10 protein-coding genes are annotated in these 14,140 nt (G+C 46.1%); 5 read left to right on the forward strand and 5 right to left on the reverse strand.

Features of this window, described 5'->3' with window-relative positions; genetic code table 11:
- The first annotated feature begins 25 nt into the window (after positions 1 to 25).
- The 3 genes from QUB77_RS22635 to QUB77_RS22645 all read left to right on the forward strand — a co-directional run bounded on the left by QUB77_RS22635 (position 26) and on the right by QUB77_RS22645 (position 2,266).
- Positions 26 to 685, forward strand: a complete 660-nt coding sequence (locus QUB77_RS22635; protein WP_190741967.1) for an ATP-dependent Clp protease proteolytic subunit — start codon at positions 26 to 28, stop codon at positions 683 to 685.
- Positions 686 to 915: 230 nt separating this feature from the next.
- Complete coding sequence (locus QUB77_RS22640; RefSeq protein ID WP_190657906.1) at positions 916 to 1,509, forward strand: ATP-dependent Clp protease proteolytic subunit; 594 nt, start codon at positions 916 to 918, stop codon at positions 1,507 to 1,509.
- 130 nt (positions 1,510 to 1,639) lie between these two features.
- The gene (locus tag QUB77_RS22645; protein WP_333177534.1) at positions 1,640 to 2,266 is read left to right on the forward strand and encodes a J domain-containing protein; all 627 of its coding nucleotides are present in this window, start codon (positions 1,640 to 1,642) and stop codon (positions 2,264 to 2,266) included.
- On the opposite strand, the gene QUB77_RS22650 is transcribed toward QUB77_RS22645, so the two are convergent.
- Both QUB77_RS22650 and QUB77_RS22655 read right to left on the reverse strand, forming a co-directional pair.
- Positions 2,260 to 3,198, reverse strand: a complete 939-nt coding sequence (locus QUB77_RS22650) for a serine/threonine-protein kinase (protein ID WP_333177531.1) — start codon at positions 3,196 to 3,198, stop codon at positions 2,260 to 2,262. The two genes, QUB77_RS22645 and QUB77_RS22650, sit on opposite strands and share 7 nt — an antisense overlap.
- A gap of 525 nt (positions 3,199 to 3,723) precedes the next feature.
- A complete protein-coding gene (locus tag QUB77_RS22655; protein ID WP_190732936.1) occupies positions 3,724 to 4,455 on the reverse strand; it encodes a DUF7873 family protein in 732 nt (243 codons plus the stop codon).
- Between the two features lie 475 nt (positions 4,456 to 4,930).
- On the opposite strand from QUB77_RS22655, the gene QUB77_RS22660 reads away from it, so the two are divergent.
- A complete protein-coding gene (locus tag QUB77_RS22660) occupies positions 4,931 to 5,185 on the forward strand; it encodes a hypothetical protein (RefSeq protein ID WP_333177529.1) in 255 nt (84 codons plus the stop codon).
- Positions 5,186 to 5,188: 3 nt separating this feature from the next.
- Here the strand turns inward: QUB77_RS22660 and QUB77_RS22665 are convergent, their stop codons facing one another.
- Positions 5,189 to 6,082 carry an EI24 domain-containing protein gene (locus QUB77_RS22665; RefSeq protein WP_333177527.1) on the reverse strand — a complete coding sequence of 298 codons (894 nt, stop codon included), beginning with the start codon at positions 6,080 to 6,082 and terminating at the stop codon, positions 5,189 to 5,191.
- 90 nt (positions 6,083 to 6,172) lie between these two features.
- Here QUB77_RS22665 and QUB77_RS22670 point away from each other — a divergent pair, with 90 nt between their 5' ends.
- Positions 6,173 to 6,964 (forward strand): 2-phosphosulfolactate phosphatase family protein, encoded by a 792-nt coding sequence (locus QUB77_RS22670; RefSeq protein WP_333177524.1) that lies wholly within the window; start codon positions 6,173 to 6,175, stop codon positions 6,962 to 6,964.
- Positions 6,965 to 7,159: 195 nt separating this feature from the next.
- On the opposite strand, the gene QUB77_RS22675 is transcribed toward QUB77_RS22670, so the two are convergent.
- On the reverse strand, positions 7,160 to 8,575 hold the full coding sequence (locus QUB77_RS22675) for a lipid-A-disaccharide synthase-related protein (RefSeq protein WP_333177522.1): 1,416 nt from the start codon (positions 8,573 to 8,575) through the stop codon (positions 7,160 to 7,162).
- Positions 8,576 to 8,935: 360 nt separating this feature from the next.
- Positions 8,936 to 14,131, reverse strand: coding sequence for a PAS domain S-box protein (locus QUB77_RS22680; protein WP_333177520.1), 5,196 nt, complete (start codon positions 14,129 to 14,131; stop codon positions 8,936 to 8,938).
- Positions 14,132 to 14,140: the final 9 nt, after the last annotated feature.

Consider the following 14,140-nt stretch of genomic DNA (forward strand, 5'->3'; position numbering starts at 1 on the left):
TCAGTTCAGGCAACATTTCGGTTATATGAACACACCAATTAAAGCTGTGCAATCGCCATACTACGGGGAAGGGAACTCTCGGACGCCACCTCCCGATTTGCCATCCCTGTTGCTGAAGGAGCGGATCGTTTATCTGGGGATGCCTCTGGTGCCTGCGGTAACAGAACTAATTATCGCTGAACTGTTGTTCTTGCAGTACGAAGACCCGGATAAGCCGATCAAAATCTACATCAACTCGACCGGCACTTCTGGTTACAGTGGCGAACCCGTCGGCTTTGAAACAGAAGCCTTCGCTATCTGCGACACGATCAGATACATTAAGCCGCCCGTGCACACTATTTGCCTCGGTTCGGCAATGGGGATGTCTGCGATGCTTTTAGCGGCTGGTACAAAAGGCTTTCGGGCGAGTTTGCCACACGCTTCTATTGTGTTGCACCAACCCAAGGCTTACACGCGGGGTCAAGCAAGCGACATTCAAATTCGGGCTAAGGAAGTGCTGGCAAATAAAGCGACGATGCTTGAGATTTTTGCAAGCTGTACAGGCCAACCGATCGAAAAGATTACTAAAGATATGGATCGGTTGCTGTACCTGACGCCTCATGAAGCTAAAGAATACGGTTTGATCGATCGCGTTCTTGAAAGTTCGGAAGAATTGCCGAAGCCGCTGCCGGCTGGAGTCATCTAACTGGGAATGGGGAATGGGGAATGGGGAATGGGGAATGGGTAATGTGGGATGAGTAAGAATTAAGGGTTAATGGCTAATAGTTTCTACCCTGATTAGTTATTCAATAGTCTTTTTCTGACTAACAATGCCCAATTCCCGATGCCCGATGCCCAATTCCCGATGCCCAATGCCCTGTTTGCCCGATGCCCAATTCCCGATCACCAATTACCAAATAAACGGAGTTCCGAATTATGCCTATAGGTGTGCCAAAAGTTCCCTACAAAATGCCGGGTGGTTATGATACTCAGTGGATTAATATCTACGATCGCCTCTACCGGGAGCGAATTATTTTCTTGGGCAGGGACGTTGACGATGAAATTGCCAATCAAATCATCGCTGTGATGCTCTATCTCGATTCGGAAGATTCAGGTAAGGATATTATTTTGTACATCAATTCCCCAGGCGGAATGGTGTCGGCAGGCATGGCTATTTTTGATACCATGCAGCACATTAAATCGGACGTGGTGACGATTTGTGTGGGCTTGGCTGCTTCGATGGGTTCTTTCCTGTTAGCTGCCGGTGCGAAGGGGAAACGGTTAGCTTTGCCTCACTCGCGAATCATGATTCACCAGCCTTCTGGGGGCACGCGGGGACAAGCAACGGATATTCAGATTGAGGCGAAAGAGATTCTGCGGCTGCGCCACGAACTCAATAATATCTATGCTAAGAATACTGGCAAGCCGATCGAGAAAATCGAGAAGGACATGGATCGCGACTATTTCATGTCCGCTGAGGAAGCCAAGGAATACGGCTTGATTGACAGAGTGATCGAAGATCGTCCCTAAGTTATTTTTGTGCGATGGTAGTGCGGGCAACTCTCCCACTACAAGCTAGTTCGCAGTAAATTATGGCAGAATCTTTACATTTAAGGATTCTGCCATATTTAATGGTATTATAAACGCTCATTCATGCTAAATGGATATTGCAGATTATTACCGACAGTTAGGACTGAGGTCTGGCGCGAGTTTATCGCAAGTTAAGGCCTCTTATCGGCAGTTAGCCAGACAGTATCACCCCGATGTGAATCCGGGAAACGAACAGGCTAAGAATAAGTTTATTGCTATTACTGAGGCTTATAAGTTCCTGGTGAAGGTTGCCCCCCCCGATGTTGCGGATTCGAAAGTTGCCAATTCAACTGTGTCGCCTACTTGGACATCGCCGGATCTGGGGGTGAAAGCTCAACCGCAGGCAGTTAAGGTGACTCGAAAAGAGGCTGCGGTTCAATCTAATGCGGATCTGTCGGCGGTGGAACAAAAGTTAAAGCAAGATGCTTATTTTGAATTGCAGCAGTTGCTGAAATATCAGAGGTTCCCACGGGCGATCGCCTTGATTGAGGGTTTGGCCCAGCGGGTTCCCGAAGATTTGGAGGTGCGTCAGTGGCAGGCGATCGCCTATCAGCGCTGGGGACGGCATTTGATCGGAGAAAAGCAGGTTGATAAGGCGAGAATTTATTTGAAAAAGGCTGTGAAAACTGACCCCCACAATCGCGCTTTGTGGGCGGAAGTTGAGCGGGATTTTCGCAGGTTGGAAGAGATTTATTGAAGCGATGTTGCGTCCCCCTTTTGCAGGGGGTCTGCGTCGTGAATGTTTAATTTTTCTAATTTTTCTAAAATAACTTGGGTATTTTCAGGTCGGTTTTCCGGTAGCGGTTCGATCAATTCGTCGATCGAGTCTAGCAGTAACTGGTCAATATCTACAGCCTGGTTCCTCCAATTAATTTTACCAGTTTTTTCATTAACGGGAAAGTCGATCGGCTCTATGCCTGTTAATAAATGTACAAAAGTACGCCCTAGGGCAAAAAAGTCCGATCGCACGCCTGCTTTACCTACAATTTGTTCCGGTGCGGCGTATCCAGCAGAACCTATGGGTGCGCTATCTATCTCTGCTTCAGTGGCGGCGCCGAAGTCAATTAATCTCAATTTTCCATTGGCTTCAACCATCAGGTTGGATGGCTTAATATCCCGATGCACTACATGATGTTTGTGGATTTCCTGCAAAATATGGGTCATTTGTTGCAGCCAATCAAGAGCCAGGTTTTGAGAAACGTACTGTTTTTTAGTTAAGAATTCTGCCAAGTTTTCTCCGGTAATTTTTTCCATCACCAAACAAGACAATTTTTGGAAGTTATGGGGGAGTTTAATTGGGAAATAACCGTCAGGTTCGACTTGGGGAACTGAGCCATTTCCAGCCAGCCAAATCAAAACTCGCGCTTCTTGCTTGAACAAGCGAACTAAATCGGGATTGTGGGTGTGTTTCAAGACTTTTAAAATTTTGACAGTTCCCCATTCGTTTTCCCCGGTTCCCAAATCTTCGACTTCAAAGATGTCTGTGGGGCGTGCGGGATTGGGCGATCGCACTGGTTTAAGGATACGATAGCGATCGCCAATTAACAAATCCGTGCCACAAGCCTGACAATTTTGAGCAGCAGCAGGATTTTCGCGTTGTTCGCATTGAGGATTGATGCAGTAAATCATACCCTTTTAGATTTTAGATTTTAGATTTTAGATTGGAAATGACTGACGCTGTATCGGTTTAGAGCTTGCTTTTGCATTCTTTTTTGGGAAGTCGTATCACTTTGATTGATAAATTACCATAAAACCCAGTAGTTCTGACCTTACTACTGGGTTTCTATTTACCGCCCATTTGCGCACGCTATCACATTTAAGTCAAGGATTTAAGATTAATAGCATCGCGCTCTACCGATTGAGCTACCCCCCTGCGTTTGGTAGAGGGGGCTGGATATGAGCCAGCAACCTCGATGATGTGATTTTCCTGACATTCGTTTTAGCGATCGGCGGTGAATGCTGAGTTTAGAGTAATAGCTTGCTGTTGAATTTGTACGCAATGCTGCCTCTGCCAATTGGGCTACCCCCCTATTTTGGGTAGAAGGGACAGGAGTCGAACCTGTACTTTCACATTTGTACGGTTTAAGTTGAAGTTTTAGATTGAACTTGTACTCTGTTTATATCTTAAACCATAACTATCAAAAAAGCAAGCAATTAGCGGAAAATAAACTGAAAAATTCGCTCTCCCACTCTCTGTTCCTCAACTTCAGAATTGTTAGCTTCTTCGCGGGCGAACATAACAGCTTGCTGCAAGATTTCCACCCTTTGCAGCAACTCATTGATCCGCCGTGCTGGCAAAGCTCCCGAAAACTTGACAGTCCGCCAATAGCCGATCGTAATATCTTCGTAATAAACATCGACTTGAGCCGGATGGTGTTCGGTAGCTTCAGCTTTAACGTGATTGCGCGGAGTTTTAAAAGTCTTGAGAGTTTGCACCGGTTCGGTGGCCCAACAGTCTGCCGAAGCATCGAAGTTCCAAGTCTCGGAAGCATCTAAGACAGGAAGTTTTTTGATAAATGCTTGCAAATCTGCTAACTGCTTTTCAATGAATAGCAAATAGCTGACGGGAACTTGGCTCAAAAGCACGTTTCCGTCTACAGTTACGTCGGCGCGGGCGCTACAATTTGTCCAATCTTTGGTTGCGGTTACGTCGAAGAGTTTGGTCAAAACTTCAGTCGTTTTGCGGATAATCTCTTCGGCTTTGACTTCAACTTTTTTGGACTCTGGCGGCAGTTGTTCGCCTTCTTCGTCTTTGGGACGGTAAGTGCGGGAGATTCCAGAAAGCACAGCGGGCTTCTGGAGAGCTTTTTGAGCTTCCGCCAGTTCTTGAACCGAGCGACTTTTGATGCCTTTTTCGATCGCAATAATCTGATTTAAGCGTGCCATTGTTCGATTTTATTGACGCTGAACTCATATCAAGCCGGGTTAATACTGATAATCAAATGTTTTGTCCTGTGGCTTTTGGGGCTTTGAGAACCCTTCGTCCTCAGTACAAACCTCACGATCGTTCTTTAACCAGACTTGCTCACCGTGTAGTATTACATACTTCAAAACAAATTACAAGCTTTCTTTTCTAGGCGCGGTTCCAAGAGATCTCCCAGCTACCGTACTCAGCAATTTACCTATCAAAAAATCGGCAAAATCTCTAGCGGCGCTGCCAAAGTGTAGCAAATATAACTCTTTGTCAGCGCTCCAACTACCTCTAGAGATAGATGCGGGAATCCCTCTCAGGGCGCGTTGTCATATCGGGAAATATTTCTTAACATATAGATAACAAAGGGAATCCGAGGAGACACCAAAAATCCTTAAGCCCTTGGGGTGCCCCGGTTAATCAGACTTTTCGCAAACAAGGGCTAAATCAATGAACAAGCCGCAAAACTCCGAAGTTTCAGCATTTTTGCCCATGCTCCAAAAAGGCATTTGGCTGTTTGGGATTCTCTCTTGGATCTTCGGGCTGACAGATAGAACTATTGCACTATTATCTGACGGATATTTGTCGGCGATCGATATTGTCCAGCTATTTACAGCATCCTTTTTCTTCATTAGCTGGCTGTTGTTAAGCCCGTTTTTGGGTCTTAACTCCCAGAGTCAGCCGAAGGAAGAAGCATCTCCCTAGTTTTTAATTGGTAATGTTAGTTTCTCGATCGCTATGAGTTTCTTCTGGGGCAAAGCGGGCCGGCCAAATGCGATCGCAAAAAAACAACGTTCCCGCCGTTACGCACAGCGGAATCGCCAACAGATTCAGCAGCGGAATGCTCACCAAACCCAAACAAACCAGACCAAAACTCCCGCTGGCCGGCAAACTCGCCCAAATTATCTCTAACTTCTCCTGAAAAGGTCGCCTGCGCCTCTCCAAAGGTGCATCTAAAAAGTCCAAACAGACAATAGTCGCGCCCAAAGCTACGCCACCCAAACTGCTAAGAATAGAGCCGACGCCAGGAATAAAATTTAGCAGTAGCAGCGGTATACCGACGCTCAACAAAATTTGTAGTTTTCGCAGTTCAAAGGCGATCGCCCTTTGAATATCCCCAAAACTACTCGCCAAATTCATTGGTTCTTCTGCGGGCAATTGACCGTTCCGCAGCAGTTCCAATTGTTCGGAAAGTTTGCCGTACCAGGGCGAACCTAAAATCACGCCAAACTGCACTAACAAAAATCCAATTATCAGCAAAAGTCCTGACACTAGGAGTACGCGCAGCAGCCAGCCGAAAGCAACTGTTAACACGCCGAGAAAGCTCAGCCAAGCTGGAAAACTCGCAATTAGAGCATTAAATCGGACGGACAAATCGGCAACTAAAACATCTATTCCTGCCAAACTGGGAAATAGCAAGCTTAAATAAAGACCAATACCAATTATAAAATTTAGCACCACGGGAACTAATACATAAGTCCACAGCTTTCGAGTTTGCAAAATCAGCGTGAAAGCTCGCAAAGGATAGGTGAAACCTGCCAGGAGTCCAATTGGTGCGGTAATGGCGGCGTGGGCGGGGTTTGAATTTAGCTGTTTTGACATATTTTCTGCTTTTGAGGACTTGACTCTATTTTCTATTATCCACTTTCCCTTATTATTAATGATGAGGATTTATTGCAGGTAGCCCCAAAAGTGAAGCTTTTTATTTACCATACCCCGGAACTTACGCCAGCCGACAAAATGCCGGCTTGCGCGATCGCAGTTGATGTGCTGCGGGCGACTACGACAATGGCAACGGCCCTGAATAATGGGGCGGAAGCTGTCCAAGTTTTCAGCGACTTAGATAAGCTAATGGCCGAGAGCGAAAAATGGCCCGCAGATAAGCGGATTCGCGCCGGAGAGCGAGGCGGCGGCAAAGTTGACGGATTTGATATGGGGAATTCCCCCTTCGACTGCACGCCAGAAAAGGTGACTGGGAAGCGAATTTTTATCAGCACAACTAACGGTACTCGGGCTCTGCAGCGAGTGCAAGCTGCTGCAACTGTGTTAACGGCGGCTTTGATTAACCGCAAATCTGTGGTGCAGTTTTTGTTAAATAAACAGCCGGAAACTATTTGGATTGTGGGTTCTGGTTGGGAAGGAAGTTATTCGTTGGAAGATACGGTTTGTGCTGGTGCGATCGCCCAAAGTCTGCTAGCAGAAAGCGGTATTCCTGCGAGCGATTTTGCTGGTAATGATGAAGTATTTGGGGCTATTGCTCTTTATCTCCACTGGCAAGATAGGTTGCACGAATTGTTGGAAAGAGCCAGCCACGGTCAGCGCCTCCTCGGTTTAGGGGTTATTGAAGATTTAAAATATTGCGCGCAAACGGATACTTTAGATGTGCTGCCCGTGCAGCGAGAACCGGGAGTTTTGGTTAAGTCGGATTTTAAAATTCCTCAAGCTAATTTCTGGGATCAATCTTCGGAAAAAACGGCGACTTGAAATTTTCTGCAAGGGCAGTATTGGTAAGGTGCGCAGTGCGCACCCTACGGAAATTAGTAGTTAGCGAACAAGATTTTTTTAAAGCAGTAAGGTGCGCAGTGCGCACCCTACGGAAATTAGTAGTTAGCGAACAAGATTTTTTTAAAAGAAAGTAGTATTAAAGATACTGGGCAGGAACACCAAATTGTTTTGTTCCTAGTCTATTGCAGGCAATGGAGAATTGCTTGATTCACCGCCGAACCGCTGCATTAAACACTCGGCAATTCTGGCTGCTGCACCGGGTTCTCCCATGCGCCGCCAGCCATTTTCAGCGATTAGCTGTAACCTGTCGGGGTCGCGGAGCAAAGACTGCACGGCGCCGGCAACTTCGGCGGGATGTTTGACTAAAATTAATGACGGGCCTAACAGGCGACTTTGAGCTTCTGCAAAGGCGGGAGTAAATTGCGGGCCGTTTCCGGGAATGGCGATCGCGGGTTTTCCTAAACCTACAAATTGTTCTGTAGCCGTTCCTGCCATTGCTATTGCTAAATCGGCTTCGTACAAACAATCGTTAAAACTTTGCTGAGTCAAAATCATCGTGGCGTTTCTCTGCACAAATGTCAAGGGCAATAGCAAATTAGGAGATTCTTTCCGAATTTCTCGATCGCTAGAAACAGGAGGTCGCAAAATACTTCCTTCTCGCCGCTGCGTTCTAATTTCGCCGTCTTGTCGCCAGCCGAAAAATTCTAAACTAGGTCGCAAAGCTTCTAAGTTTAACTCAGGAGAAATGGCGCCGAAAAATAACAATTTGCGATCGGCAAACAGCGACAAAATTCCGCCTACAGCTTCTATTATTAGCAGCCAATTAGCATAGGCTTCCGGCGCTCTAGAACCGGGGAGTAAGGTGATGACGAGCGATCGCTCCATTTCCCGAAACTCTGCGTCAGGGCCGTAAAAACCTGCTGGATTTTCCGGTTCGAGTCCGTCCATCATGGGGTTTCCGAGATTGTAAGCGGGAATTCCCAGCTTTTGTAAAGTCTCGGCGGTTAGCGCGTCCCTGGCAAAAACGGCTCGACAGCGCGCTCTACTCATCAACCAGCGCTCCCAAGGCAAATAAACTGATCGCGACCAACCCCACCAACCAAAGGCCCTGGATTTGCGAACCAGAGGCCCGTCCTCGTCGCGCAAATAATACTCGGACTTGGCAGTACCGACAAAGGCATAGGGCGCGCCGCCGAGCCAAGCAAACAGCAGCGGTACAATATCCCCGCAGGCTAAAATAACGCCGTCTTGATTCCCAGACTGTTGTTGCGATCGCACCCAAGCGCGGATGGCTTTAAACTGAGCGATGGTCAACTGAAGCAGGCCGCCTTTGACATCGCGCAAAAATTCCCTCCCGTCCATGTAAATAAAGCCGCCCGAAGGCATCCGCTGCACCGGGCCGATGATGCGGGCGTTTTCTAGTTGAGCGAAAGCTTGCCCTTCGCCCACTAGCGGAAACACGGCTAATTCTGGCGGATGCGGGTGCTGTTGCAGTTCCTGCAAGATGCGAAGGGCGATCGCGTCTTCTCCGTGGCCGTTACTGAGGCAAAGTAATTTCAATCCCAACTCTCTCAAAAACTCTATTGTCAAAAAATAGCCTGCAAACCCTGGGACTTCAGTCTAGGGATGGAAAGCAACTTTCCACTTTAGTTTACCAGAAAATTGTTGTTTGAAATAGTACAAAACACGGTAATAGCGAACCCGATCCGGCGCCGATCAAAATGTCTGCTGTACCCAAAAATATCTGGCATTTAACAGCAGTTTATCGGACTCTGGGAGGGCAACTTCTGAAGCTAGAAAACAAATTGTTTAATGTTGGGAGTTACGACCGCCTGCACTGACAATTCCCCGATCGACAATTGCCAGATATTCGGCTAAATAACGCTGCGGTAACTTGCTGCACATCTAAATTATCTGTATGCAGTCAAGCTCTCAATCATGAGAGTCATACTATTTTCCCTCGATATATTGCTTTAAAGTATTGCGAATTTGTTTGAGCTGAAATCCTTTAGCAAGTTGGCGCAGCTTCGAGACAAACGGCCTTAAATTAGGTTCTAAACTCTCCAGCTTAGCACTCTCCTCAAAAATTTCTTCAATGTCGCCCATAGCTGCGAGTTTCAAAAGTTTTGCTACTGACTCAGAAGCCGCAGGTAACAGAGAAGAATAAGCAGGAAAATCAGAGGCGGGTAGCAAACTGGGAGTTTTGCGCTTTTTGTTTTCCGAGGATTCCCCATAAATCCATTCTAGTCCCAAACGCACGCGCAACTGTTCCAAAAAGTGATTGGCTTCGATCGGTTTGGGAACAAAAGCATCGTACCCTGCGAGGATGCTATCTTGCTGCGCAGCCTCGAAAACGCTCGCTGACATAGCGATTAACACAACATCTTTTACTTCCGGCAACTGCCGCAGTTTTCGTGCAGTTTCTAAGCCATCCATTACAGGCATCCGCAAGTCCATTAAAATCACATCCGCTTGAAATTCAACTGTTTTGCAGAGGCATTCTTGCCCGTTTTTCGCTTCTGCAACCTCAAATCCCAAACGCCGCAGCAGCCTGCACAACAAATCGCGATTCTGTTGATTGTCATCCACGATTAGCACTTTCCGCTTGTTGCCGATAAAACCGACCAGCCAGCGTTTTTCTTGTAAAGGAGACACCTCCAAGTACCGTTTAGCTGCGGGCAATTCTAAATCTACCCAAAAAGTGCTGCCTTTTCCCAAAGTGCTGTGGACGCGAATTTCGGTACCCATTAGTTTCGCTAATTTCTGGCTAATTGAGAGACCGAGACCTGTACCTTCAACAAACGTATTGCCTCCTACTTGATGGAAAGGCAAAAATATTTCTTCTAACTTGCTTCGCTCTATTCCAGTGCCGGTATCTTCGACTTGAAAGCGGATTTTTAAAGCGTGTTGGGCTGCGATCGGATTGTGGGCGAAGCGCATATAATTTTCTTTCAGTTCCGAACTCAAAGTCGAGAACTCATAATTTTCTCCTTGCCCTCGACTCCAGGCTCCTGTGCCGACATAGCCGACTTTGAAAGTCACACCGCCGCTGTTAGTAAATTTAACGGCATTGCTGAGTAAATTTATGAGAATTTGGCGCAGTCTTTTTGGATCGACACGAACGCAGCTAGGGAGGGGAGAGACTTGTTCGTAATGGAATAAAATTTCTTTTTGGGAGGCACGCATCTGAAACAGATCAGCAATGTTTTTCGTGAAATTTATAAAATTTAACTCTTCTGGGTAGAGTTCCATTTTTCTAGCTTCAATTTTGGAAAGATCTAAAACATCGTCGATTAACATCAGCAGGTGTTGACCGCACTGTTGAATATTGCTGAGACTTTCTTGGTGATCTGAGTTTAAGTCTTTGTCGGTTTTGAGGATTTGAGCGTAACCTAAAACGCCGTTTAAAGGTGTGCGTAGTTCGTGGCTCATGTTGGCAAGAAATTCGCTTTTGGCGCGGTTGGCGCTTTCTGCGGCTAATGCAGCTTGTTGGAGGGCAGATTCTGCAAGTTTGCGATCGGCAATTTCCGTTTGGGCTTGTTGAAATAGCGTCGATTGCTGGATCGCGATCGCCAATTGCACGCACAATTGCCGGAGGGATTCTATTTCTGAGGAATCCCAGGGGCGGGGGCCGCTGCAATCCTGGGCGATTAGCAGTCCCCAAAGCTGATTTTCTGCGGTCTGTTCAGTCGGCGAAATAGTTTCTGGTGCTTTTAAAATCGGCACTATTAAGTTAGCTTTTACTTCAAGTCCTTCGAGAAATTTCATGTGACATTGCGTCAGATTTTCCCGGTAAATATCTTCCATAGCTCTAATACCGCCTTGCTGATAAACCTCAACAAATCTCTCTTTAAAACAGCCGTCAATATTGTTAAAATTTAGCAGAGAAATTCTATTGGTTGCCACTGATTCGACAACTACAATACCGCTCCAGTCGGGATTAAAGCGGTAAATAATTGTGCGGTCTGTTTGCAAAAAGTGCCGCACTTCTTCGACAGCAGTGCTGAGGACTTCTTCTAAATTGAGGGAAGAGCGAATGCGATCGAGCATGGCAACTACTAGCCGTTCTCGCCTTAATTGCTGCTGCAGGGCCATCTCCGCTTGTTTCCGTTCGGTGATGTCGGTAATTACTCCCACTAACCCGATTAAATGACCAGTTTCATCTTTAATGCCGTCGGCGCGAAATAAAGTTGTTACCAGTTCGTTGTTTTTAGTGTTGATTTTGAGTTCGCCTTGCCAAGATTTGCCTTTACGGATCGTTTTAAACATTTCTAGCAGCACTTTAGTTTGGGGGTAAATTGCTGTTAATCCGCCTGCTGTGTTTAGTTCTTCTGCTGTGTAGCCGTACTGTTGAACAAAGGCTTGATTGTGGTAGAGCGATCGCCCTGTCAAGTCAGCAATGCCGATCGCATCGCTGGTGCTTTCCACCGCTTGAGTAACTCGCAGCAAATCTAATTCTGCTTGTTTGCGATCGCTAATATCAGTAATAGTGCCGATATAGCCTTTAATTTCCTGCTTGTCTCCGATTTCTGCAATTGCCTGACCGATCACCCAAATTACCCGACCGTCTGGACGCTGAAAGCGGTATTCTGATTTAAAAGGAATTTTCTCAATAATTGCTAGATGCCATTCATTTTTGACCCGCTCGACATCATCGGGATGTATGGCATTCATCCAGCCAATTTCGGCTGCTAATTCTGCGTTTAGTCCCGTAATTTCGCTCCACCGTTTATTCACATAAAGGCAATTTCCCAAGGTGTCGGTATGAAATATGCAAACTGGCGATGCTTCTGCTAAAGTTTGGTAGCGGCGCTGGCTCGATCGCAGGGCGGATTCTACCTGTTTTCTATTAGTTATATCGCGGACTATAGAAATGATTTCGCCACCGACAAGCATTGTCAGCGACAATTCTTGAGGGAACTTAGTACCGTCCCGGCGCTGACCGATCGCTTCTATATTGCAGTACCCTTTTTGCAGAAGCATCGGCATTATTTGTAATTCAAAAAATATATTTTCTGCTTTGCTGTAGAGCATTTTCCATTTCTTTCCATACAGTTCCCTAGGGCTAGCCAAGCCGTACATCTTGAGATAAGCGTCGTTGGAATAAATACATTCTTTATTATTATTAAAAATGGCGATACCGTCATAAGCAGCGGCCATTGCTACTGCTTGTCGCTGGAGTTGGGACTCTGCTTGTTTACGAGAGGTAATATCGTGGCCGACTGAGTAGATTAAACCTTCTTCGCTAAATGGCGATGCCGTCCACAGGAAGTATTTGTAAGAACCGTCTTTGCAGATGTAGCGGTTTTCAAATGAGATACTGGACGTACCAGCGATTAGTTTTGCTCCTTCGGCTGCGGTGGCTTTTCGATCGTCTGGATGAACAAATTCGATCATTGGCTTGGCAAAAAATTCACTAATACTATAGCCTAAAGCTGTTGACCAAGCTGGGTTTAAACGTTTAAAATGACCGTCAAAACCTACAATACAAAGCAAGTCTAAGGAGATGGTAAAAAAACGATCGCGCTCTGTTTGTGCCTGCTTTAATTCAGTGATATCCATCACTAAACCATCCCAGAGAATATCGCCTTCGCTGCCAGATTTGCTCTCATTAGTGAGCCTTTCTGGTCTCGCCGCTCCTTGCAGCCACTTCACTTTTCCAGATGGTAAAGTCTGCCGCCACTGCTGCTGCCAAGGTTCCAGCGTTGTGGCTGAAATTGCGATCGATGTTTTTAAATCTAAGAGATCGTCTGGGTGAATTCCCTTGGAAATCAGTTCCCCATTTTGCTCTATTGCTTCTGCCTCTAATTCGTAGAGTTGGCGGCTGCCTGAAGAGATGTAGGGGAAAGACAATTTTCCCGTTGCTGACATTCGTAATTGATAAATTATTCCCGGCAGGTTAGCTACCAATTTTTGAAAGCGAGCTTCGCTTTGTTCCAGGGCTTTTTGTTGCTGTCTGTATTCGGTAAAATCTCTAATTGTACCCACTATTACTTTACTGCCGTCTGCTATTTGGAAGACGCTTTTTTTGGTAGAAATTATGTGTTCTCTCCCGGCAGAGTCTGTGAATTTTTCTTCGGTTTCCAAGCATACACCCGTTGTCAATACTTCTTCATCTTTTGTCCAAAAAACAGCAGCTTCTGATTGGGGGAAAAAGTCATAATCGGATTTGCCCATCAGTTCTTGTCGCGATTTGCCGACCAACTGACAAAAAGCATCATTTAATATCATCCAGCGGTGTTGCTCGTCTTTGACAAAAATTGGGTCTGGCGTAGCATTTATGGTGTGGTTTAAAAATTCTTCTGACGCTTTCAGTTTGGCTTCGTAGCGGTAGCGATCGCTCACGTCCAACACTACTTCGATTATCCGGTCGATAGACCCGTCCAGGCGACGGATGCAGCGCCGGGAAACTCGCGTGTGAACTATTTCGCCGTTTTTTCTGAGCCACCTTTTGTCTAAGATATAACCGTCGAGCCTACCTGCTAACATCTGAGAAAAATTTTCACAATTAGCCTCCAAATCTTCTGGATGAGTCAACTCTATCCAATTCTTTTGCACGAGTTCGTAGCGCTCATAGCCCAGCAAATTGCACAGGGCATCGTTAACTTCTATCCAGTGGCAATTTAGAGGAATTTCGCTGTCAATAATTGGAGCGATGATGGCAATGCCGATCAGGGAATTTTCCACCACCGAGCGATATTTTTCTTCACTTTTTCGTAAAGCATCTTGACTGTTCTGGCGTTCTATGGCGTAACGGAGCGATCGAATTAACAGTTCGCTGTCGATTTTTCTTTTTACCAAATAATCCTGTACGCCGACCGAAATCAACCGCAGGGCAAGTTCTTCGTCGTTTTGGGCGGTCAGAACTACGATCGGCACATTTACCCCGTACTCTTGTACCCGAGCCACCGTCTCGATTCCCAGACTATCTGGCAGTGAAAGGTCTAATAAAATTATGTCAAAAGTTTCTTGATTCAATCGCTGCTGCGCTTCGCTGAGACGCTCTACTTTCGTCAGCACTATACGCTGCGCGCCGCCAATTTCTGACAGCAAATCTTCAATCAGCTCAGCTTCATGAGGGTTGTCTTCTACTAACAGAACTTTAAAGCAGATAGGAGGCAAAGCTAAGTTAAAAACTGCTTTCATAATATTTAT

The sequence above is a fragment of the Microcoleus sp. AT9b-C3 genome, assembly GCF_036705485.1.
Lineage (GTDB): Bacteria > Cyanobacteriota > Cyanobacteriia > Cyanobacteriales > Microcoleaceae > Microcoleus.

Coding starts and splice junctions, on each gene's coding strand:
- QUB77_RS22635 (WP_190741967.1), top strand. CDS start 26: ATGAACACACCAATTAAAGCTGTGCAATCGCCATACTACGGGGAAGGG.
- QUB77_RS22640 (WP_190657906.1), top strand. CDS start 916: ATGCCTATAGGTGTGCCAAAAGTTCCCTACAAAATGCCGGGTGGTTAT.
- QUB77_RS22645 (WP_333177534.1), top strand. CDS start 1,640: ATGGATATTGCAGATTATTACCGACAGTTAGGACTGAGGTCTGGCGCG.
- QUB77_RS22650 (WP_333177531.1), bottom strand. CDS start 3,198: ATGATTTACTGCATCAATCCTCAATGCGAACAACGCGAAAATCCTGCT.
- QUB77_RS22655 (WP_190732936.1), bottom strand. CDS start 4,455: ATGGCACGCTTAAATCAGATTATTGCGATCGAAAAAGGCATCAAAAGT.
- QUB77_RS22660 (WP_333177529.1), top strand. CDS start 4,931: ATGAACAAGCCGCAAAACTCCGAAGTTTCAGCATTTTTGCCCATGCTC.
- QUB77_RS22665 (WP_333177527.1), bottom strand. CDS start 6,082: ATGTCAAAACAGCTAAATTCAAACCCCGCCCACGCCGCCATTACCGCA.
- QUB77_RS22680 (WP_333177520.1), bottom strand. CDS start 14,131: ATGAAAGCAGTTTTTAACTTAGCTTTGCCTCCTATCTGCTTTAAAGTT.